At 70.9% G+C, this 21,673-nt stretch carries 15 protein-coding genes; 3 read left to right on the top strand and 12 right to left on the bottom strand.

All coding sequences use genetic code 11. The features are described from left to right. Window positions 1–41 precede the first annotated feature (41 nt). On the bottom strand, window positions 42–1,106 hold the full coding sequence (locus H9I49_RS24580) for a 2Fe-2S iron-sulfur cluster-binding protein (RefSeq protein ID WP_188031720.1): 1,065 nt from the start codon (window positions 1,104–1,106) through the stop codon (window positions 42–44). Window positions 1,107–1,229: 123 nt separating this feature from the next. Continuing rightward, a complete protein-coding gene (locus tag H9I49_RS17915; protein ID WP_188031719.1) occupies window positions 1,230–2,861 on the bottom strand; it encodes a methane monooxygenase in 1,632 nt (543 codons plus the stop codon). A 264-nt stretch (window positions 2,862–3,125) separates the two neighbouring features. Here H9I49_RS17915 and H9I49_RS24575 point away from each other — a divergent pair, with 264 nt between their 5' ends. After that, a complete protein-coding gene (locus H9I49_RS24575) occupies window positions 3,126–4,913 on the top strand; it encodes a helix-turn-helix domain-containing protein (RefSeq protein ID WP_188031718.1) in 1,788 nt (595 codons plus the stop codon). A gap of 118 nt (window positions 4,914–5,031) precedes the next feature. Further along, window positions 5,032–6,867, top strand: a complete 1,836-nt coding sequence (locus H9I49_RS17905) for a glycoside hydrolase family 15 protein (protein WP_188031717.1) — start codon at window positions 5,032–5,034, stop codon at window positions 6,865–6,867. Between the two features lie 79 nt (window positions 6,868–6,946). Here H9I49_RS17905 and H9I49_RS17900 read toward each other — a convergent pair whose 3' ends face one another. The 8 genes from H9I49_RS17900 to hisD form a co-directional block, all read right to left on the bottom strand. Further along, window positions 6,947–8,314: a DUF445 domain-containing protein gene (locus tag H9I49_RS17900; protein ID WP_370587633.1), complete on the bottom strand. Its 1,368-nt coding sequence runs from the start codon at window positions 8,312–8,314 to the stop codon at window positions 6,947–6,949. Window positions 8,315–8,340: 26 nt separating this feature from the next. Beyond that, window positions 8,341–9,177 (bottom strand): SseB family protein, encoded by an 837-nt coding sequence (locus H9I49_RS17895; protein ID WP_188031716.1) that lies wholly within the window; start codon window positions 9,175–9,177, stop codon window positions 8,341–8,343. Beyond that, entirely contained in the window at window positions 9,174–9,917 is a 744-nt protein-coding gene (priA, locus tag H9I49_RS17890) for a bifunctional 1-(5-phosphoribosyl)-5-((5-phosphoribosylamino)methylideneamino)imidazole-4-carboxamide isomerase/phosphoribosylanthranilate isomerase PriA (RefSeq protein ID WP_188031715.1), read from the bottom strand. Before priA ends, H9I49_RS17895 begins: the two co-directional genes overlap by 4 nt. A 293-nt stretch (window positions 9,918–10,210) precedes the next feature. After that, complete coding sequence (locus tag H9I49_RS17885) at window positions 10,211–10,603, bottom strand: hypothetical protein (RefSeq protein ID WP_188031714.1); 393 nt, start codon at window positions 10,601–10,603, stop codon at window positions 10,211–10,213. A gap of 53 nt (window positions 10,604–10,656) precedes the next feature. Continuing rightward, the gene (gene hisH / locus H9I49_RS17880) at window positions 10,657–11,295 is read right to left on the bottom strand and encodes an imidazole glycerol phosphate synthase subunit HisH (protein ID WP_188031713.1); all 639 of its coding nucleotides are present in this window, start codon (window positions 11,293–11,295) and stop codon (window positions 10,657–10,659) included. Window positions 11,296–11,311: 16 nt separating this feature from the next. Then, window positions 11,312–11,920, bottom strand: coding sequence for an imidazoleglycerol-phosphate dehydratase HisB (hisB, locus tag H9I49_RS17875; RefSeq protein WP_188031712.1), 609 nt, complete (start codon window positions 11,918–11,920; stop codon window positions 11,312–11,314). Then, window positions 11,917–13,077 (bottom strand): histidinol-phosphate transaminase, encoded by a 1,161-nt coding sequence (locus tag H9I49_RS17870; RefSeq protein ID WP_370587632.1) that lies wholly within the window; start codon window positions 13,075–13,077, stop codon window positions 11,917–11,919. Before H9I49_RS17870 ends, hisB begins: the two co-directional genes overlap by 4 nt. Next, window positions 13,074–14,441 (bottom strand): histidinol dehydrogenase, encoded by a 1,368-nt coding sequence (gene hisD / locus H9I49_RS17865; protein ID WP_188031711.1) that lies wholly within the window; start codon window positions 14,439–14,441, stop codon window positions 13,074–13,076. Before hisD ends, H9I49_RS17870 begins: the two co-directional genes overlap by 4 nt. 217 nt (window positions 14,442–14,658) lie before the next feature. Here hisD and H9I49_RS17860 point away from each other — a divergent pair, with 217 nt between their 5' ends. Beyond that, on the top strand, window positions 14,659–15,927 hold the full coding sequence (locus H9I49_RS17860; RefSeq protein ID WP_188031710.1) for an endonuclease: 1,269 nt from the start codon (window positions 14,659–14,661) through the stop codon (window positions 15,925–15,927). A 39-nt stretch (window positions 15,928–15,966) separates the two neighbouring features. Here H9I49_RS17860 and H9I49_RS17855 read toward each other — a convergent pair whose 3' ends face one another. Beyond that, on the bottom strand, window positions 15,967–18,066 hold the full coding sequence (locus H9I49_RS17855) for a S9 family peptidase (RefSeq protein ID WP_188031709.1): 2,100 nt from the start codon (window positions 18,064–18,066) through the stop codon (window positions 15,967–15,969). Window positions 18,067–18,156: 90 nt separating this feature from the next. Continuing rightward, window positions 18,157–21,597: an ExeM/NucH family extracellular endonuclease gene (locus tag H9I49_RS17850; protein ID WP_188031708.1), complete on the bottom strand. Its 3,441-nt coding sequence runs from the start codon at window positions 21,595–21,597 to the stop codon at window positions 18,157–18,159. Window positions 21,598–21,673: the final 76 nt, after the last annotated feature.

Raw genomic sequence — 21,673 nt, 5'->3', positions numbered from 1 at the left:
AACTCCGTTGTTGGTGTGGGTGATTCGTGGATGTGAAGCGGTCAGGCCGTCACGGTCACTGGGCTCGTGAACGAGTCATGGAAGACCTGGTCACCTGGCACGCCCTGTGCCTCGAGGAAGAGCAGCGCGGCGTCGACCATGGGCGGGGGCCCGCACAGGTAGACCTCGCACCTCGCCAGCTCGGCCTCGCGCCGCGCGACCACGTCGGTGACGTTGCCGGCCTCGGGGACGAGACCCGCGGTGAGGGAGTCCACGCCCTCGAGCGACTCGGACAGGCACGCGACGAACTCGAAGTCGCGCAGGCCCTTTCCGAGAGTGAGGATCTCGTCGACGTAGAAGAGGTCGGCCGCCGTCCGGGCGCCGTAGTAGAAGCGCACCGGGCGGGTGCTCTCGGTCTCGTGCAGGTGCCGCAGGAGCGACAGGATCGGGGCCATCCCCGCCCCTCCCCCGATGCACACGACGGGAAGGACGTGCCCCTCCTTGATCGTGAACGACCCGTAGGGGCCGTTGACGTGCAGCTCGTCACCCACCGCGAGACCGGATGCGCCCCCGTCGAGCAGCGCCGAGAACGTGCCGCCCGGGTACTTCTTGATGAGGAACTCGACCTCGCCCGGGGTGGACTGCGTCGTCGCCATGGAGAACGAGCGGTGCTCTTCCGTCCCGGGGATGCCGATGTCGCTGTACTGACCGGGCTTGAACTCGTAGGTCTCCGGCTCTACCGCCGTCAAGCGCAACGACACGATGTCTCGCGTCATCGGCTCGATCGCGGTGATCCGGGTCCGCACGTCCTGGATCGGCACGCCGCCGAGCAGCTCGTCCTCGTCGAAGTTGAGCAGCTCGATGGTGCAGTCGCTGAAGGCGTGCGCCCGGCAGAGCAGGACGTAGCCCTCGTCGACCTCGGCGTCGTTGCAGGCGAACGTCGAGTAGCGCTCCATCTGGATCTCGCCCTCGAGCACGTAGCTCTTGCAGGCCGAGCACTGCCCCTCCCGGCACCCGTGCATGAGGTGGATGCCCTGACGGAACGCGGCGTCGAGGATCTTCTCGTCCTCGCCGACCTCCATCTCGATGTCGACGGGTTCGAAGTAGATCTTGTGGGTGTCGGCCACGGGGGCCTCCTCTCGTATCGGTCCGGGCCCGGCGGTCCCGGGGGTTGGCGGCGCCACTCATCCCTGGCGGCGCCGCCAACCCGATCTGGCGGTGGAGCCGGGCGCCGGATGGCGAGGATCGCCTCAGGCGACCTTCGTGCCGTTCGCGCGGTACTCCGCGACGTGGGCCGCGCGCTCCGCGTCGGACATCTCGTTGAGGAGCACGTTGGGGCTCATGAACGTGTTGCCGCGGATGTCGTCGAGCGTCCACATCTTCTGGGGGTCGAGGTCGAGGTGTGGCTGCCCGATGAGGGTCTTGCCGTCGTCGCGGACGTAGCCGAGGTCCTTGACGATGTCGGCGAGGTCCTTGTCGTGGTGCAGGGTCTCCCACTCACGGAACCCGGTGAGGCGGCCCATGTTCGGCGTCTCACGCCCCTCGTACTCGGACCGGAACGCGACGGCGTCCGTCCAGTAGCACGTCTCGGAGCAGTAGGTCCGCCACTGGTCGTCGACCTTCTCGACGACCATGTCCTCACGGATGAGGGCCGGCACCATGCACGTCCAGCAGCGGTGCGGGTACTGGTAGCCCACGTCCTCGAACGCGATCGGCTTGTTCCGGCCCGGGTAGGCGAGGCGGTTGTAGCTCTCCCACCACTTGCCGTACTTGCCGTACCACCCGGGGTACTTCTCCTCGAACCACTCGAAGTCCGTGTCGGTCATGGTGTCGATGCGCCAGTAGTTGACGGGCCAGCCGGTGGCGAAGAAGCGGGCGACCTCGTGCACGTAGCCCTTGTTCGTGATCCGGTTCCAGGCCTCCTCGACGAGGTCGTGCGGGATCGTCAGGCCGTACTTCTCGAGGGGCAGCAGGTAGCTGCGGTAGTAGTCGTCGTAGATCCATCGGCGCCACATCTCGGCGTAGCTCTCACGGTCCTTGCGGCGGTCCTTCGTGCCGTACTCGATGAAGGTGCCAATGGCCGCGTCGACGACGCAGTGGTTGTTCCACCACGCGTACCGCAGGTCGCGCTCGAGGAGCGGCCGGTTGCGCTCGTCGGCCAGGGCCATGAGGAGGATGGAGTAGCCGTTCGAGATGTGCCGCGACTCGTCCGACTGGACGGAGTGGAACACCGTCGGCAGCAGGTAGTCGCCGTTGGCCGCGGCCTCGTCGGGCATCGCCACGAAGAGCGTGTTGGTGAACGCCGTCTCGGCGACGACCGTGAGGTAGATGTTGGCGGCGGTGATCGCGTCGCCGGTGATGAAGCCCTCACCGAACTGCCGGCCGATGGTGCCCGCGTAGTTGTTCGCGAACGCCTTCTCCGTCATGTCGAAGCCGGCCGGGTCGATGTACTGGTTCATGTACAGCTTCTTGAGGTTCATCTGGATCGTCGAGTGACGGACCTCGTCGATCATCTGGACCGCGAGCCCGTTGTGGATCTCCGGGTTGGGGACCGCGTCGATCGCCATGGGCATGGCGCGGGCGGCCGAGATCTCCGGGAACGGGATGATCGACAGGAACAGCTTCTGCCACTCGAGCCAGCGCTGCTGGACCTGGCGGAACATGTTGCCGCGCACCGCACCGTCCATCGCGCCGAAGACGCGGTTGTCCTTCTCCTCCTCCATCGGGAAGTAGGACCGCATGATCTGCTTGAGCGGGTCCTTCTTCGGAGCCTTCTCGAACGTGTAGTCCGTGCCGAAGCGGGTCGCGGGGGTCGCGAAGGTCGGCTCCCACGTCAGCTCGGAGATCTTGGCGTGGGCCTTCGTCAGACTCTGTCTGCTCACTCTTGCCTCCTGGTGTCGGGTCGGTCCGGGCGGACCGAGCCGGTTCGGCGGATCGTTTCGCCGTGTGGAAGGAGACTCGTGCCGGGCAGCGGGCGTGACTGTCTCAATGTGAGAGCGGGCGTGCGCCTGACCTGCGCCGTCTCATCTTGAGACGGCCCGTGCGTGGACGCCGAGACGTTCCTTGCCGAAGCCGGGGGCCGCGCGGACACTGGGCAGAACACGCAGGCGCACCGTCGCGCCGCCAGCCGAGCAAGGAGCTGAGCCGTGCCCCACCGAACCCAGGCGGTCGAGCTCGCCAGGGACCACTTCATCGAGTCGGGTGTCGTGTCCGGGACCGTGCGCGAGGTCGTCGGGCAGTCGTGGCAGCGCAGCACGCTGGCCGGTGTCAGCCCCGAGCTCGTCGAGCCCGCGTATGCCGCCGGGCTGGGTGACTCCGAGATGCACCGTCTCGTCGGCAACGTGCTCGCGAACGCCGCCGCGCAGCTCGGGGACGAGCCGGTCAGCATGATCTTCGCCGACGCCTCCGGCCACGTGATCCACCGGCTCTGCACGGACTCGGCCCTGGGGAAGCGGCTGGAGCGGGTGAGCCTCGCGCCCGGCTTCACCTATGCGGAGGAGTCGGTCGGCACGAACGGCATCGGCACGACGCTGTTGACCCGCACGCCGACCCTCATCGTCGGCAGCGAGCACTTCACCGAACCGCTCATGATGTTCGCCTGTGCCGGGGCTCCGGTGCACCACCCGATCAGTGGCGCGCTGGTCGGCGTCCTCGACCTCACGTGTGCCGCCGGCGTCTCCAACGGTCTCCTGCTGTCGTACGCGCGGTCCATCGCCGAGCGCATCGAGGACGAGATCCTCGCAAAGGTCTCGGTGAGCGAGCTGACCCTGCTGCGCGACTACCTCGCCGCCTGTCGTCATGCGACCGGTCCGGTCCTCGCCCTGGGCGAGGAGGTCGTCATGATGAACCGACTGACGCAGCAGCGGCTCGACGCCGCTGACCGCACGGCCCTGGTCGCCCGGACCGCTGACGCCGTCGGCGAGGGCTCCCCGCTCACCCTCGTGGCCGACCTACCGAGTGGCACGATGGCCAGGCTCGACTACCGCCCGACGTCGGTGGGCACCACCATCGTCGGGGGTGTGTTCCGGATCCAGCTGCGGGAGCCGTTCCGGACGCCGCGCGTGCTCGGCAGGGCCCTTGCGGTCTCCCTCCCCGGCGTGGCGGGAACGAGCCCCGAGTGGCTTCGCGCAGTGACGCAGCTGCGAGAGTCGCACCGGACCGGCACCTGGGTCGTCATCGACGGTGAGCCGGGGACGGGCAAGCACGCCCTGGCGCGGAGCGTGCACGCAGCCGACTCACCCGGCCGGCACTTCCGGAGCCTGGACGCGGCGACGGCAGCGCTCGATCCCGAGGGCTGGCTGCGCACCCTGGAGGAGGAGCTGTCCCCCGAGCCGGGCACGCTCCTCATCCGGCACCTCGACCGGTTGCCGGCGGGGCTCGTGGAGGAGGTCGCCACCCTCCTCGTAGAGCACGCCCACCTGGCGCATTCGGTGCGGGGCCGGTGGGTCGTCGCGACCCGCAGCCCTGCCGAGCGCAGTGGAGCGGCGGAGGCCGTGGAGGCCCAGATCATGCCCTGCTTCGACCGCACGGTCGTGCTCGAGCCGCTCCGCCACCGGCATGAGGACATCCGGGTCATCATCCCCGTGCTGCTGCGTGCCCTGTCACCGCACAAGGACCTGTCGGTCTCGGTGAGCGCGGCCAACCAGCTCGCCCGCCACCCGTGGCCCCGCAACGTGGTCCAGCTGCGCGAGACCCTCGCCAAGATCGTCGCGACGAAGCGCACCGGCACCATCGAGCTGGCCGACCTGCCGCCCGAGTGCATGGCCGTCGGGCGCCGGACGCTGACGCCGCTGGAAGCCCTAGAGCGCGACGCGATCACGAGGGCCCTCGACGACCACAACGGCAACAAGGCGCTGGCTGCCGAGCACCTGGGGATGTCTCGGGCGACCATCTACCGCAAGATCCGCGGCTACAACATCGACACGCGCCGCTGAGCGGCAGGGTGGCGACGGATCCGCAGCCGTCTCAAGATGGGACTCCTGCACCGTCGGCCACGGGCTCCAATCGTGTGAAGAGGCAACGACGCCTTCCCGAACCGCCCGGGAGCCCATGATGACCACCCAACAGATCGAGGACTACGCCCTCATCGGTGACCTGCGCACCGCCGCACTCGTCGGCGCCGACGGGTCCATCGACTGGCTCAGCCTGCCCCGATTCGACTCACCCGCGGTCTTCGCCAACCTGCTCGGTGACGAGACGAACGGGTCCTGGGTCATCGCACCCGCGGGCCGGGACCGCTGCACCCACCGGCGGTACCGCGCGGACACCCTCGCCCTGGAGACCGAGTGGGTCACCGCCGAGGGCAGGTGCCGCGTCATCGATCTCATATCCCCCACAGCCTGCGAAGCGCAGGTGACCCGCGTGGTCGAGGGAGTGGTCGGCGAGGTTCCGATGCACATGACCCTGACGCCGCGGATGGACTACGGCAGCATCACCCCGGTGCTGCGCACCACAACCGGGCACGCGGTGGCCGTGGCAGGTCCGGACATGCTCTGGCTGCACACCACGGCGCCCGTCGAGCAGGTGGCCGGCGGCTGGGTCACTGACTTCACCATCGGCGCCGGGCAACGGGTCTCCTTCGTCCTGACGCACACCTCCTCGACACGGACCGGTGCTCCGGAGGCCGACGCCGACGCTGCCCTCGCAGCCACTCAGACCTTCTGGGAGGACTGGGTGAGCCGGTCCACGTACACCGGCCCGTGGGCGGAGGCGGTCACGCGTTCGCTCATCACCCTCAAGGCCCTCACCCACGCCCCTGGCGGCGGGATCCTCGCCGCCGCCACCACGTCGTTGCCGGAGCAGCTCGGGGGCCTGCGGAACTGGGACTACCGGTACAGCTGGCTGCGCGACGCCACCTTCACCGTCCAGGCGTTCCTCGCCACCGGGTACCTGGACGAAGCACAGGCCTGGCGCGAGTGGCTGCTGCGCACCGTCGCGGCAGACCCCGAACGGATCCAGGTCATGTACGGCATCGACGGTGCTCGCCGCCTGCCCGAGCAGACCCTGGAGTGGCTGTCCGGCTACGCCGGCTCGACGCCAGTGCGCATCGGCAACGAGGCGGCCACCCAGCAGCAGAACGACGTGTGGGGCGAGGTCCTCGACGCACTGGGCGCTACCGCCGCCGCTGGTGGAGACGCCGACGGCGTCCATGCCGACGCGGCGCTGCACGAAGCACTGCTCGACACCATCGAGCGGACCTGGGCCGATCCGGACTGCGGCCTCTGGGAGGTCCGGGGCCCGCGCCGACACTTCGTGCACTCCAAGGTGATGGCCTGGGTCGGCGTCGACCGCGTCGTCCGCGCCATCGAGGACGGGCGCGCCGACTCGTCCGCGGGCCGGCTCGAGCGGCTCCGAGCGTTGCGCGACACCATTCGCAACGAGGTCGTCAGACGGGGGTACAGCCGGTCCCGACGGTCGTTCACCCAGTCGTACGGGTCGGCCCGCTTGGACGCCTCGGCGCTGCTGCTCCCCCGGTACGGCTTCCTGCCCTGGTCGGACGCGCGCATGGTCGCCACCGTCGAGGCGATCGAGCGGGACCTCACCGACGACGGGCTGGTGCGCCGATACGCAGTGCGCGGCGACGGCGCCAACGTCGACGGCATCCACGGCGAAGAAGGGGTCTTCGTCGCCTGCTCGTTCTGGCTCGCCGACGCCCTGCACGGCATCGGCCGGACCGGCGAGGCGACGGCGCTGTTCGAGCGACTGCTGTCGCTGCGCAACGATGTCGGCCTGCTGAGCGAGGAGTACGACCCGACGAGTGGTCGGCACCTGGGCAACACGCCCCAGGCGTTCAGCCACGCCGGTGTCGTGACCACCGCGGTGCTCCTCAGTGACGCGAGGTACCCGACCCTCGAGTCCCGGCTCGAGGTCGCGGAAGGCGCCGCCTGACAGGGCAACGCCGTCCTGCGCCGGCGTGGCGGACCAGCAGCCCGACTCAGCGCTGGGGCGACCCCGCCGGAGAGCGGCCTCAGGGAAACAGCAGCGAGACGGCGTGGATGAGCATGCCGATGAGGCCGCCGACGAGCGTGCCGTTGATCCGGATGAACTGGAGGTCGCGGCCGACCTGCAGCTCGACGCGCTCGGCCGTCTCCTTGCCGTCCCAGCGGTCGACCGTGTCGCTGATGATGCGCGTCAGCTCGGTGCCGTAGCGGTCGATGGCGTAGATCGTCGCGTCGCAGATGCGGGCGTCGATACGTTCACGCAGCGACGCGTCGGCGAGGAGCCGCTCGGCGAGGGCCGTGACCTCCTTGACGCCCCGGGCACGGAGCGGGCCGTCCTCGTCCTCGAGGGCCGCGACGACCACGGCACGCAGCGACCCCCACAGCGACATCGCCGTGTCGGCGACCTGCGGATGGGCGAGGACACGTTCCTTGAGCCGCTCGGCCTTGGCCTGCGTCACGGGGTCGTGCTGGAGGTCGTTGGCGAGGTCGACGAGGAGCTTGTCGAGCGCCTGGCGCACGTCGTGTCGCGGGTCGTTGCGGATGTCGGCGAGCCACTTGAGCGCCTCGATGTGCGCCTTGCGGGCGACGATGTCGTTGATCGCGTCGGGCACCCACGCGGGGGCCCGCTGGGTGATGAGCGACTCGAAGAGCGCCTGGTTGTCGACGAGCCACACGCGCATCTCGTCGAGGCTCAGGTCGACGAGGCCGACGTGCGCCTGGTCGCGGACCACCTGGTCGAGCAGGCCTCCGGCGAGCGAGCTGATCGGTTCCTTGACGAGGCGGGGCAGCACGGCCTGTTCGATGACTGCCCGAACGTCTTCGTCGGGGATGCGGTGCAGGGCGTGCACGGTGACGGTGGCGACCTCGTCGACGAGCCGCTTGGCGTGCCCGGGCGCGAGCGCCCACTCGGCCGCGCGTCGCGTCGGCTCGGCGTCGAGGACGCGTTCGCGGATGATGTCCTCGCGCATGAAGTTCTCGCTGACGAACTCCTCGAGGCTGCGACCGATCATCTCCTTCTTTCGCGGGATGAGCGCCGTGTGCGGGATCGGCAGCCCGAGCGGGTGCCGGAACAGCGCCGTCACCGCGAACCAGTCGGCGCAGGCGCCGACCATGGAGGCCTCCGCGCCGGCGTTGACGAAACCGAGGATGCCGTCGTCGTGGCCTCGCGTCAGGACGTAGACGACGGCGGCGAAGACGAGCAGCCCCGTCGCGACGAGGCGCATCCGCCGCAGGTCCCTCCGGCGCTGGGCGTCCAGGGCCGGGTCGACGATGAACCCGAGCGGACCACTCGGCACCGCGCGCCGGTTGGCCTGAGTCGACGGGTCGTCGCCCTCGCGCACGACGGAGGTCGCGGCGGGATCGCGCTCACGCGTCGCCTGGGGTGTGGTGTCCACGATCGGCACCTCCGCGGGTGGTGTGCTCAGCGCGCCGTTTCGAGCGCGAAGGTCAGAGCATCGATCCTCGCACGGGTCTCGCCGTCGGTCGCGATCCGCTCCCCGATCCGTGTCGCGATGGCCCCGACCCGCTCGGCGTCGAGCCCGGGCTCGAGCGTCAGGACGACACGCAGGACGCCCGCACCTGCCGGCCCACCGGCCTCGACGCGGTGACCCGACACGTCGGGCTCAGCCGCGACGGCGGCGCGCACGGCCGTCGTCACGTGCGCGTCGAGGTGGCTGGGCTCCCAGACCCGCTCCTGGGCGAGCGCCCAGAGCATGCTCGGACGCAGCACGGTGGCGTGCGGTGAGGCCACGTCGACGAGGAGCACGTGGCACTCCTCGCTGATCGCAGCCTGTGCAGCGGCGGCCGCGCGGACCGGCACGGGCCTCGCGTCGGGGTCCCACGCGGCGAGCGCTGCGAGCGAGGAGAACATCGGAAGAGCCCGCGAGCCGTCCGGTGACGTCAGCGTCACGGCGGACATGTCGCTGCGGGTGTCGACGGCGTGAGGTCCCGACTGGTCGACCTCGGCGGCGACCGCCACGATCGGGACGAGCCAACGGGCGGCCGCGACCTGGGTCATCAGGGCCAGCTCGGTCTCGTCGCCCGGGTCGGCCTGCGCGCGGGCCAGCGCATCGAGCAGTGCCGGGTCGGCCTCGCCCGTGTCGCCGGCCATCCCGTGCGACGGGATGGACTTGCCCGCCCAGGCCTGCCCGGCCGAGTCGGCCGGACGCCCCTGCTCGTCGCGGTGCTGCCGGTGCTCCGATGCGTGCTCCGGATCGTGCGCATGGTCGGGCCCGTGGCCGGGCGCGGGAGTCCTCATGAGCCTGGGCGCCCCGCGACGTCGAGTGCCTCGGGGAGCGTGAACGCGCCCCGGTAGAGCGCCGATCCGACGATGGCGCCCTCGACGCCGTCGCCGACGAGGCCCCGGATCGCCGCGATGTCCTCGAGGGTCGACACGCCGCCGCTGGCGACGACGGGCCGGTCGGTGCGCGCGCACACGTCGCGCAGCAGCTGGACGTTGGGACCCTGGAGCATGCCGTCCTTGTTGACGTCGGTGACGACGTAGCGCGCGCAACCTTCACGGTCGAGGCGCTCAAGCGTCTCCCACAGGTCGCCTCCTTCACGCGTCCAGCCGCGGGCCGCGAGCGTCGTGCCGCGCACGTCCAGGCCGATGGCGACGCGGTCGCCGTGCGTCGCGATGATCGAGGCCGTCCATTCCGGGTCCTCGAGGGCGGCCGTACCGATGTTGACCCTGCGGCAGCCGGTCGCGAGGGCGGCGTCGAGCGAGTCGGTGTCGCGGATGCCGCCCGACAGCTCGACCCGCAGGTCCAGCCGGCCGACGATCGAGGCGATGAGCTCGCGGTTGCTGCCGCGCCCGAACGCGGCGTCGAGGTCGACGAGGTGGATCCACTCGGCGCCCGCGTCCTGCCAGGCCTTCGCAGCCTCCCACGGATCGCCGAACTGGCCGCCGGTGCCGGCAACGCCCTGGACGAGCTGGACCGCCTGCCCGTCGGCGATGTCGACCGCGGGGAGCAGCTCGAGGCGGGGCTGGTCGGTCATGGGTCAGGCACTCCTTCGGAGGTCGTTGGTGGACGTCCCGAGTATGCCGCGCGCCTGCCCGGCCCGAGGGACCGCCCGGTGTGTGGTCGGTGAACGGCCATCGGGTCATCGTGCCCGACGTGGCTTGCCAGAGCGCTCACTTCCCAAGATCCCAGCTCGAGTGGTCGGTTCGGTATATCGCCGAGCCCCGCACGGGAGTGACCAGTCGACGGGGGATGTGCGTACGGGAGTGACCACTCGACGGGGGATGTGCGTACGGGAGTGACCACTCGAGGGGTTCGCATCTCGAGTGGTCAGTTCTGTTCGGGAGGCTCCGCCGCCGGTGCTCCATCCGCGCCGCGATCGGGCTGTGCTTCGGGACCCTCAGCGGCCGCTCTGATCTCGGCTCCATGGCGCCACAGCACGTAGGCGAGGCCGACGACGACCACGAGGGCGATGAGCCCGAGGCGCACCGGCCACGACAGGTCGAGCAGCGTCGTCACGACGAGCGTGCCCAGGGCCGTGCCGACCGTGGTCGGCAGACCGGGCCTGCTGCGCCGGCGGCGCGGGTATAGCCGGCCGGTCGGGGCGCGGCGTGCCGTCGAGGAACCGGTGGCCCGGGTCGTCCTGCTCGACCTGCGGCCCGTCCGAGCCGCCGCGCCGCCCCGCTTCGAGCTCGTGCGGCTCGTCGTCTTCCTCGTCGCCACGGCCCCTCCTCGTCGAGGCCGAGCACCCCGTCAGGCAGGGCCGCTCGGCGCGGTCACAGGCTGCGGACCCAGTTCTCGAGCAGGTGCGCTCCGGCGTCGCCGGACTTCTCGGGGTGGAACTGCGTCGCGCTCAGGGGGCCATTCTCGATCGCGGCGACGAACTTCGCACCATGCCGCGCCCACGTCACCCGCGGCGCGACCCGCTCGAACGCACCGGTGGCCTCGAGCGTCCACTGCTGCACGGCATACGAGTGGACGAAGTAGAACCGCTCCTGCTCGACGCCAGCGAAGAGTCTCGACCCGTCCGCCACCTCGACCTCCGACCAGCCCATGTGCGGCACGATGTCGGCGGGTAGCCGCTCGACGGTGCCGGGCCACTCCCCGAGTCCCTCCCGCGGGCTGCCGGACGGCTCGGTCGACCCGTCGAAGAGCACCTGCATGCCGACGCACACACCGAGCACGGCACGCCCACCGCTCAGCCGGCGGTCGATGATGCGCGGCCCGTGGGCGGCCGCGAGACCGGCCATGCACGCGTGGAAGTTGCCGACGCCGGGCACGAAGAGCCCGTCGCACTCGAGCGCCCGCACCGGGTCGGCCGTCAGGGTCACGCTCGCACCGACGCGCTCGAGGGCCCGTACGGCGGACCGTACGTTGCCGCTGCCGTAGTCGAGGACGACGACGTCGGCACTCATCGAGGCGCCTCCATCGTCAGAGGGCTCCCTTGGCGCTGGGGATGCCGACGACGCGCGGGTCGGGCGCGATGGCGGCACGCAGCGCGCGGGCGACGGCCTTGAACTGCGCCTCCACGATGTGGTGGGGGTCGCGACCGGCGAGGACCCGCACGTGGAGGCACAGGCCCGCGTTGTAGGCGAACGACTCGAGGACGTGGCGGGTCATCGACCCCGTGAAGTGGCCGCCGATGAGCGCGTACTGCTGCCCCTCGGGCTCCCCCTCGTGCACGACGTACGGGCGGCCGGCGACGTCGACGACGGCGTGGCACAGCGCCTCGTCGAGCGGCACGGTGGCGTCGCCGAAGCGGGAGATCCCGGACTTGTCGCCGAGCGCCTCGCGCAGAGCCTGGCCCAGGACGATCGCGGTGTCCTCGACGGTGTGGTGCACGTCGACGTCGATGTCACCGGTCGCCTTGACGGTGAGGTCGATGAGCGAGTGCTTGCTCAGCGAGTGGAGCATGTGGTCGTAGAAGGGCACACCCGTGGACACGTCGGACGTGCCGGTGCCGTCGAGGTCGAGCCAGAGCTCGACGGACGACTCGGAGGTCGCGCGGGTGATCTTCGCGGTGCGGCTGCTGGGGCTCATGCGTCGGGCTCCTGCCGGTCGACGTGGGTGGGGGCGAGGCGGGTCATGGCGGTGAGGAAGGCGGTCGTCTCGTCAGGGTCGCCGGCCGTGACGCGCAGGTGGTGGGCGATGCCCATGTCGCGCACGAGGACTCCCTCGTCGAGCAGCGCCTGCCACGTGGCCTTCTCGTCGCGCAGGCCGCCGAAGAGGACGAAGTTGCTGTCGCTGGCCACAGGGCGTGCGCCGAGCTCGGCCAGCCGCTCGACGATGCGGTCGCGCTGGTGCTTGATGACCTCGACGGTGCCCAGCATGACGTCGGCGTGCTCGAGTGCGACGCGCGCGATCGTCTGCGTCGGGCTGCTCAGGTGGTAGGGCAGCCGGACGAGACGCAGCGCGTCGACGAGCTCGGGTGCCGCGACGAGGTAGCCGAGCCGGCCGCCCGCGAAGGCGAACGCCTTGCTCATCGTGCGCGTGACGACGAGTCGGGGGTGCCCGGCCAGGAGGGACAGGGCGGACCGTGTGCCGGGACGGGCGAACTCGGCGTAGGCCTCGTCGACGACGACGATCGCGTTGGGCGCGGCGTCGAGCACGGCCCCGATGACCTCGAACGGCAGGGCCGTGCCGGTCGGGTTGTTCGGCGAGCACAGGAAGACGATGGACGGGTCGCACGCCTCGGCCTGCTCGACCGCCGACTCCGGGGTCAGCTCGAACGTGTCGCCGTCGCGGAGCCCGTCGACCCACGTCGTGCCGTGCGTCTCGCTGATGATGGGGTGCATCGAGTAGCTCGGCGTGAAGCCCAGCGCGACCCGGCCGTGCCCGCCGAAGGCCTGGACGATCTGCGAGAGCACCTCGTTGGAGCCGTTGCCCGCCCACACCTGCTCAGGCGTGACCGACACCCCCGACTGCTTCTCGACGTATGCCGTCAGTGCCTTGCGCAGGTCGGTGAACTCGCGGTCGGGGTACCGGTTGAGACCTGCCACCTCCCCCGAGAGTGCCGCGACGACGGCGTCGACGACGACCTGCGGCACGGGGTAGGAGTTCTCGTTGGTGTTGAGCCGAACCGGGACGTCGAGCTGCGGGGCGCCGTAGGGCGTGCGGCCCCTCAGGTCGGGGCGCAGCAGCCGTTGCACCTCGTCCCTCGCCGACGCGGACACGGCGTCGCCCTCCACGCCGGTCACCGCGGCACCTCGTCGCCGAAGCGGGCGGTGACCGCCTCGCCGTGGGCCGGCAGGTCCTCGGCCTGGGCGAGGATCACGACATGGCGGGCCACGCCGCGCAGGGCCGCCTCGTCGTAGTCGACGACGTGGATGCCGCGCAGGAAGGACTGCACCGAAAGGCCGCTCGAGTGACAGGCACAACCGGCCGTGGGCAGCACGTGGTTGGAGCCCGCCGCATAGTCGCCGAGGCTGACCGGGCTGTGCGGGCCGACGAACACGGCGCCGGCGTTGCGCACCCGGGCGGCGACGTCGGCGGCGTCGCGCGTCTGGATCTCGAGGTGCTCGGCGGCATACGCGTTGACGACCTCGAGGCCCGCGTCGACGTCGTCGACGAGCACGATGCGGGACTGGGTGCCCTCGAGCGCCTCGGTGACGCGCTCGGAGTGCTTGGTTGCGGGCACGCGTCGCCCGAGTGCGCGCTGGGTCGCCTCGGCGAGCTCCTCACTGTCGGTGACGAGCACCGACGCCGCCAGGGGGTCGTGCTCGGCCTGGCTGACGAGGTCGGCGGCGACGTGGTCGGGGTCGGCGGAGTCGTCGGCGAGGATCGCGATCTCGGTCGGGCCGGCCTCGGCGTCGATGCCGATGAGGCCCTTGAGCAGCCGCTTGGCCGCGACGACCCAGATGTTGCCCGGGCCGGTGACGAGCGAGACGGGGTCGCAGACGACCTGCCGGCCGTCGACCTCGGCCCACTGGGGGTCGTCGTCGACGAAGCCGTGCGCGAACATCGCGACCGCCTGGGCGCCGCCGACGGCGTACACCTCGTCGATGCCGAGCAGCTCGCAGGCGGCAAGGATCGTCGGGTTGGGGTAGCCGGCGAACTCGCCGACGTTCTCGCGCTGCGGCGGGGACGCGACGGCGAGCGAGCCCACCTCGGCCAGCTGGGCCGGCACGACGTTCATGATGACGCTGCTCGGGTAGACGGCGAGGCCACCGGGCACGTAGAGACCGACGCGGTCGACGGGCACCCAGCGCTCGGTCACGGTCCCCCCGGGCACGACGTGGGTCGTCGTGTCGGTGCGGCGCTGGTCGGCGTGCACCATGCGGGCACGGCGGATGGACTCCTCGAGCGCCGCCCGCAGGTCGGGGTCGAGGCGGTCGAGCGCGGCCCGGAGCACCGCCCTGGGCACCCGCAGGTGCGCCGGGCGGACGCCGTCGAACCGCTCACCGAGGTCGCGCAGCGCCGCTGCTCCCCGATGCTCGACGTCCTCGCAGAGCGGCCGCACCTGCTCGAGGGCGGCCGTGACGTCGAACTCGGCTCGGGGCAGGGCCCGGCGCAGGAACCGCACGTCGAGCGTGCGTCCGCGCAGGTCGAGGGAGGACATCATGGGTCAAAGTCTAGGAGGCGCCTCGCGCGCAGGCGTCGCGGTCTCAGGGTGCGGAGTCCGGGCTGGACGTACCAGGCGGCCTGCCGAATCCTGACCCGCAACTGGGGAAGGGCTGACCAACGACTGACCCCGGTCCCACGGGGTTTCCGCGACGCTCGTGTGGCTGCCGCCCGACCGGGCGGGGCACACCCGACTCCCCCACCCGACAGGAGATCCCGTGCCCGTCGTCATTCCCCGGCGCCGCCTCGCGGCCGTCCTCACCGGCCTCGCCGTCGCGGTCATCCCGGCCGGCGTCGCGCTCACGACCGCGGCCGGCTCCCCCGCCATCGCGCTGCCGCTGCCGGCGGCTGCACCGGTCGTCGCACCGGCCGTCGCGACCGCCGCCCCGCTCACCGTCTCGCAGGCCATCGGCTCGCAGACCGGCCAGACCGCGACCGTGCGCGGCTTCGTCGTCGGCCAGCCCACCGCGACGAACACGGTCGTGAGATCGAGCTTCCCCAACGACTACGCCCTCGCGATCGCGGACTCCGCGTCGGAGACCTCGACGAGCCGGATGCTGTACGTGCAGATCCCGTCGGCCTTCCGGGCGAGCTGGGGACTGCGCACGAACCCGTCGCTCATGGGACGTCAGATCGACGTCACCGGCGGGCTCACGGCGTACTTCTCACACCCCGGCATGACGGGCACGACGGCGTTCGCATTCAGCGGGACCTCGACGAGCACGCCACCGCCCACGACGACATCCACGACCCCGACGTCGACGCCCAGCCCGACCGGGACGTCGAGCCCCTACGACACGACGTACTGGAAGAGCGCCCTCGGGCTCAGCGGTCCCGCGCTCGAGACGGAGCTTCACCGGATCATCTCGGCCAACGTCACGACGCTGTCCTACGACCAGGTGTGGACGGCTCTGAAGGCCACCGACGAGGACCCGTCCAACAGCAGCAACGTCATCCTGCTCTACAGCGGGCGCAGCCAGTCCAAGTCGACGAACGGTGGCGGCGCCGACGACTGGAACCGTGAGCACGTCTGGGCCAAGAGCCACGGCGACTTCGGCACCACCGCCGGCCCCGGCACCGACGTGCACCACCTGCGCCCGGAGGACGTCACCGTCAACTCCGCGCGCGGCAACCTCGACTTCGACCTCGGCGGCTCACCGGTCTCGCAGGCGCCGGGCAGCTACGCCGACGGCGACTCGTTCGAGCCGCGCAACGCCGTCAAGGGTGACGTGGCCCGGATGATCCTCTACATGTCGGTGCGCTGGGAGGGCGGCGACGGCTTCGCCGACCTCGAGGTCAACGACAAGGTCGCTAACGGCACGGCACCCAACATCGGCAAGCTCTCGGTGCTCAAGCAGTGGAACCTGCAGGACCCGCCGGACGCGTTCGAGAAGCGCCGCAACCAGGTCATCTACGACGCCTGGCAGCACAACCGGAACCCCTTCATCGACCACCCCGAGTGGGTGGGCGCGATCTGGGGGTCCTGACCACCGGCGCCCGTCAGTGGAACCGGGACGGTGGCAGGCTCACGACGTCTGGTCGATGAGCACGGCCGTCTCCCAGGCCCATTGACGCCACAGGTCATACCGGCCCGACCGGCCGCCGTGCCCGGCTGCCATCTCGGTGCGGAAGAGGATCTGGGCGGACTCAACGGCCTCGAGGTCGGCGTGACGCAGCGCCGCGACCCACTTGGCAGGCTCGGTGACGAAGACCCGTGTGTCGTCGAGCCCGGCCGTCACGAGGATGCTCGGGTGCCGTCCCGGACGCACGTTCTCATAGGGCGCGTACGACTTCATCAGGGCGTATGCCGTCGGGTCCTCGAGCGGATTGCCCCACTCCTCCCACTCCACGACGGTGAGGGGCAGGCTCGGGTCGAGCACCGTGGTGAGCGCGTCGACGAACGGGACCTGCGCGTGCACGAAGCGGAACCGCTCCGGCGTCTGGTTCACAACCGCCCCGATGAGCAGACCTCCGGCCGAACCGCCTTCTGCTGCAAGCCGGTTCGGGGCGACGATGCCGGCGTCGACGAGGTGGTCGGCGCAGGCGATGAAGTCCCTGAACGTGTTGGGCTTGAACTCCAGCTTGCCGTCGTCGTACCAGGAGCGGCCCATCTCGGACCCGCCACGCACGTGCGCGATGGCGAACACCCAGCCGCGCTCGAGGAGCGAGAGCCGCAGCACCGAGAACCACGGGTCGCTCGAGATGCCGTAGGCGCCGTACGCGTTGAGCAGGCCTGGGGCGGTGCCGTCGGCGGCGACGTCGTGGCGGTGCACCACGGAGATCGGGATCCTGGTCCCATCGGGCGCCGTCGCCCACTCGCGCCGCTGCCGGTAGCGCCCGAGGTCGACGTCGCCACGGACGTGCTGCCGCTTGAGGAGCGTGAAGGTGCGGGCGTGCACGTCGTACTCCTGGACCGTGCGGGGTGTCACCAGCGACTCGTGCACGACCTGCAGCACGGGGGTGCTCGCCTCGGGGTTGACGCCGACGTGGAGCGTGCCGACGGGCTCGCCGACCGCAATGTCGTGTGCCTGCCCCAGACCGTTGGGTGCGTCAGGGTCGCGGAGCACGACACGCACACCGGTGCCGCCCTCGCGCCGCAGCGAAACTGCGATGAAGTCGTCGAATCCCTCTGCGCCCGTGACGTACTCGTCCTCCGTCGTTACTCCCAGCGGCACCCAGTCATCTGCTGACGTGCTCGTCACCGGTGCCACGGCAAGCTCGAAGTTGGCCCGGTTGGCGTTGTGGGTCACGAGCAGCTGGTCGCCGAACGGCTCGATGTCGTACTCGACGCCCTGGCGCCGGGCGGCCACGACGCGCGGCGTGCCGAGCGGGTCGTCGGCGTCGAGGACCCTGAACTCGCTCGTCGTCTTGGACCCGATGGCGACGATGACGAGACGGTCGTCGCGTGAGCTGCCGACCCCGACGAAGAAGCGCTCGTCGGTCTCCTCGTGCACCAGCACGTCGGCGTCGGCCGGCGTGCCGAGCTCGTGCCGCCACACCTGGTGCGGGCGCCACGCGTCGTCGACACGCGTGTAGAAGAGATGCCGCTCGTCGAGCGCCCACGCGAGGGACCCGCCCGTCTGCCGCACGACGTCGTCCAGCACCGCACCGTCGGCGATGCTGCGCACGCGCACGTCGTACCGTTCGTCACCGACGAGGTCGACGGCATACGCGAGCTTGTCTCCGGCCGGCGACACCTCGCTCGCGCCCACGGCGAAGAACTCGTGGCCACGCCCCTCCTCGTTCTGGTCGAGGAGGACCTCCTCGCCGGCCGGGGGGCGGTCACCGTCTAGGGTGGGGCGTTGAGGGTGCCCGGCGACGAGGACCCGCGCCTCCACCGCGTACTGCTCGCCTTCGACGGTTCGGGAGTAGTACCACCAGCGGTCGTGCCGCACCGGGACCGACAGGTCGGTCTCCTCGATGCGCGAACGGAACTCCTCGAAGATCTGCTCGGCCAGCGGCCTCAGGTGCTCGGTGCGCTCGGTCGCATAGGCGTTCTCGGCGGCGAGCAGCTCACGCAGCTCCGGCGAGTCGCGGTCGGCCATCCACGCGTACGGGTCCTCGAACCGGTCACCGTGGTGCTCGCGCAGGACGGGGTCGCGGCGGGCGACGGGCGGCTGCTGCATCCGCGCAGTCTACGAGCGGCCGGACGGCCCGGGACCACGAGGATCCCGAGCCGTCAGACGTGCCGTCCCATGGGACGTGGTGGTGCGTCGTCAGTGGACGACGACCTGGCCCCTGACCGTCTGCGTCCCGGAGTCGTAGACGACCGAGCCGTAGCCGTCGGTCACCACGAGGCGGAACGCGTCCCTCCTGGCCGTGTCGGTCGCCGTGACGACGCCGCGGTAGCCGGTCGCCCCGTTGACCGTGACCGGACCGGCGAACGTCGCCGTCGTGCCGCTCACGACGAGCCAGTCGAACGTGGTCGTCGCCACCGCGAACGTCGTGCCGGCGAGGTCGTACGTCAACGAGCCGGTCGGCTCGGTGCCGCCGCTGGGGTAGCTGACGGACAGCTGGAAGCTGCCCTTCCCGGAGTGCGACGGATCGGCCCGCAAGGCGCCTGCCGGCGACGAGATGGTGCCGCCACCGGTGACGAAGCCGCCTGCGGGGTCGTACACGACGACCGTCGTGGTGCCCGTGTCGCTGTGGCCCCACTGGTCGGTGACCGTGACGGTCAGGGTGTAGAAGCCCGCCGCCGTGTACGCGTGGCTGCCGCTCACGCTCGAGCCGGTCACCGTGCCCGTGCTGCTCGAACCGTCGCCCCACGCGATCGACGCGGTGTGCGTGTCGAGCGGGTCGGCGTCCGTGAACGTCGCGTTGACCCCGGCCGGCGAGCCGACCGACACCGCGGCCGAGGGGCCCGTGACGGTGCCCACCGCGGGATCGGCGTTGGTCAGGTCCAGACCGACGACGACCGGGTCGTGGTCGGAGATCCGGAACTCGTCGGGGGCGTAGAGACCGGCGACCTGGCCGGCGCTCTTGAACTCGACGTTGTAGTCGAGGACCGAGGGCTCGTCCGAGTTGATGTGCCAGTCGCCGACCCCGGTGACCTGGCCTCGGAGAGAGTCCGAGCCGAGGGCGTGGTCGAGGTAGCCCCACTGCCCGTCGAAGGCGTAGGAGTACGCCTCGTCACCGCCGTGCTCCGCGATGAGGTTCGTGAAGCCGGCGCCCTCGAGCGTCGTGATCGGGTCCTCCTTGGCGTAGGAGTTGAGGTCGCCGAGGATCAGCACGTCGGGATCGGTGGTGCCGGTCGGGTCGGTGTCGAGCCAGTCCGCGAGCAGCTGGGCCGAGACGGTGCGAGCGCCGTTGCAGTTGCCCTGGCCATCGCCCTGGTCGTCGGCGGCGCCGCCCGGGCCGCAGCCGCTGCCCTTGCTCTTGAGGTGGTTCGCGACGGCGACGAAGGTCCCGCCGGTCGTGTTGTCGCGGAATGCCTGGGCGAGTGCGGGGCGGTTCTTGGGACCGTCCGTGCCGGCGTTGACGAAGGCCACCGAGTTGAGCACCGCCGTCGTGCCGACCGGCGTGACGGCGCGCGGCTTGTAGAGCATGCCGACCTTGATCGCGTCGTTGCCCAGCGCGTCGACCTGGCCGGCGCGCGCGTCGGCGTCGATGAACGCCCAGGTGCCGTCACCGTCGGCATCGTTGAGCTTGTCGACGAGGAAGCGCTCGGCGCTGTCGGTGCCGTAGCCGTCGTTCTCCATCTCCATGAACGCGACGACGTCGGCGCCGCTGCCCGAGACGGCGGCGACGGTCTTCCTCCACTGGCGCTCGAACTCGGTCGCCGTGTTGGCGCCCCGGCAGTCGATCGGCGGGCCTGCCACGCCACCGGTGCAGTTGACGCCGGAGACGTCGAGCGTGTTGAAGAAGTTGAGCAGGTTCATGCCGACGACGCGCGTGTCACCGCCGACCGCGGGCGGGCTCGTGGGGCGCGGGTTGGTGGGCTCGAAGTCCACCGACCCACCGAGGGCGTTGATCGGGCGGATCCGGTATGCGTTGGGGCTCGCTGCGTTGCCGCCCCAGGTGTAGTTCAGGACGCCGACGATGCCGGTGGCGGTGTCACCGCCACGCAACGTGTTGCTCGCCGACAGCGGCTGCCCGCCACGGGCGAACGCGATCGGGTCGGGGTTCTGGAACTGCGACGCGTCGTCGAGGACGATCTTGCGGAGGTTGTTGGCGGCCTGGACGGCGGCGGCGTCGGCCCCGGGGGCGGCGACGTTGGTCGGCTGTGCGAGGCGTCCACCCTGCGCGAGCGTGACCTGTCCGAAGCGGCCGAGCTGGAAGTGCTCAGTGACGGACATCGCCTGCGGAAGCCGCACGAGCATGCCCTCGAAGCGCTCCAGGGCGGTGTCGGACGCGACGGGGAAGGTGACGTCGGTCGGGCTGACGGTGCCCGTCCCGCACACGGTGATGGTGCCCACGCTGACCTGCGTCTGGCCCTGGTTCTCGCCGGCCGTGCCGGTGACGGTGACGACGTCACCGAGCTTGACCGTGTTGGCGTTGCTGCCCTCGAAGACGAAGATGCCGTCGGAGGTGGCGGGGTTGTCGTCACCTGCGAGGTCCTGCAGGAAGAAGCCCCGCAGTGCCGGAGCCGCGCCCTCGTAGTCGCCGACGACGACGCCTCGCGTCGTCACGGTGCCCGTCACGGCGGCGGTGGCGCCGCTGCCCTGGATCGCCGGGATCGGCGTGATCGCGGCCTCGCACGGGTTGCCGGCCGGGGTCGCGAAGTGCAGGACCAGGTCGGCGGCCATCGCGTCTGGCGGGTCGGTGGCGTCGACATCCGACACCGCGGACCCGGTCAGCGTGAGGGTGCACGCGTCGCCGGGAGCGAAGTCGGCGGTCGGGTCGACGGTGTAGGTGCTCTGGCCGGTGTTGCTGACCGTGAACGCCTTGGCGCCGCTGACCGAGCAGTCGAGCGTGAACGCGCTCGCGGGGGCGGTGACGGGCTCGGAGAACGTCACGGTGACATCGGCTCCGAGTGCAACCGTGCTGCTGCCCTCGGTCGGCGCGGTCGAGACGACCGTCGGGGCCGCGTCGGTCGGAGGGCCCGTCTCGATCGCGTGGCTGCCGAGTCCGTCGAACGTGTCGGTGGCGTAGCCGTCCCACTCGACCGACGGGTCGAAGGCGTTGGCGCCATCCGTGTCTCCCGCGGTGACTGTCGGCTTGCGGCGCAGCGTGTTGTCGGCGGTGGAGACCAGACCGGTGCCCCATTCGGACCCGGGGTCGAAGCCGATCTGTCCGAGCACGTCGACATTGCTGCCGTTCTTCGCGAGTGCGACGGCGTCATCGCCGTTCCAGAGGCCGCCGCTGTTCTGCTGGTCGGTCACCGCGAGGACGGCACTGGCTGCCGACGAGTGCGCGAGGACGAACACGTCGCCGGACGCGACGGTGCCGGTCAGGGGTACGTTCGTCGCGGTGGTGGCGCCGTTCGAGTAGTAGCGAAGCGAGTAGCCGGCCGCACCCAGGTCGACGGAGGACCCGGTGCCGTTGTAGATCTCGACGGCCTTGTTGAAGCTCGATCCCTCGACGTACTCGCTGATGAACAGCTCTGCCGGGGCCGCCGCTGAGGCCGGTGGGGCCGCGACGAGGGGGGTGACGCCCACGGCGAGGGCAGCGGTGGTGACCGCGGCGACCCTGCGCAGGACGGGACGAGAATGACGCATGGATTTCCTCCCTGGGACCGGCTCCTCCGCGCGGTCTGCGGTCACCCTAGACCCCGGTCAGCCGTCTCGCGCGTCG

Source organism: Terrabacter sp. MAHUQ-38, assembly GCF_014518425.1.
Taxonomy (GTDB): Bacteria; Actinomycetota; Actinomycetes; order Actinomycetales; family Dermatophilaceae; genus Terrabacter.
Note: the sequence above shows the minus strand (reverse complement) of the source record. Positions and strands in the feature narration are given on the sequence as shown.

Bases quoted from the DNA above. Each gene is read 5' to 3' on its own strand.
- H9I49_RS17905 (WP_188031717.1), top strand. From the start codon at position 5,032: ATGACCACCCAACAGATCGAGGACTACGCCCTCATCGGTGACCTGCGC.
- hisH (WP_188031713.1), bottom strand. From the start codon at position 11,295: ATGAGTGCCGACGTCGTCGTCCTCGACTACGGCAGCGGCAACGTACGG.
- hisB (WP_188031712.1), bottom strand. From the start codon at position 11,920: ATGAGCCCCAGCAGCCGCACCGCGAAGATCACCCGCGCGACCTCCGAG.
- H9I49_RS17850 (WP_188031708.1), bottom strand. From the start codon at position 21,597: ATGCGTCATTCTCGTCCCGTCCTGCGCAGGGTCGCCGCGGTCACCACC.
- H9I49_RS17895 (WP_188031716.1), bottom strand. From the start codon at position 9,177: ATGAGGACTCCCGCGCCCGGCCACGGGCCCGACCATGCGCACGATCCG.
- priA (WP_188031715.1), bottom strand. From the start codon at position 9,917: ATGACCGACCAGCCCCGCCTCGAGCTGCTCCCCGCGGTCGACATCGCC.
- hisD (WP_188031711.1), bottom strand. From the start codon at position 14,441: ATGATGTCCTCCCTCGACCTGCGCGGACGCACGCTCGACGTGCGGTTC.
- H9I49_RS17855 (WP_188031709.1), bottom strand. From the start codon at position 18,066: ATGCAGCAGCCGCCCGTCGCCCGCCGCGACCCCGTCCTGCGCGAGCAC.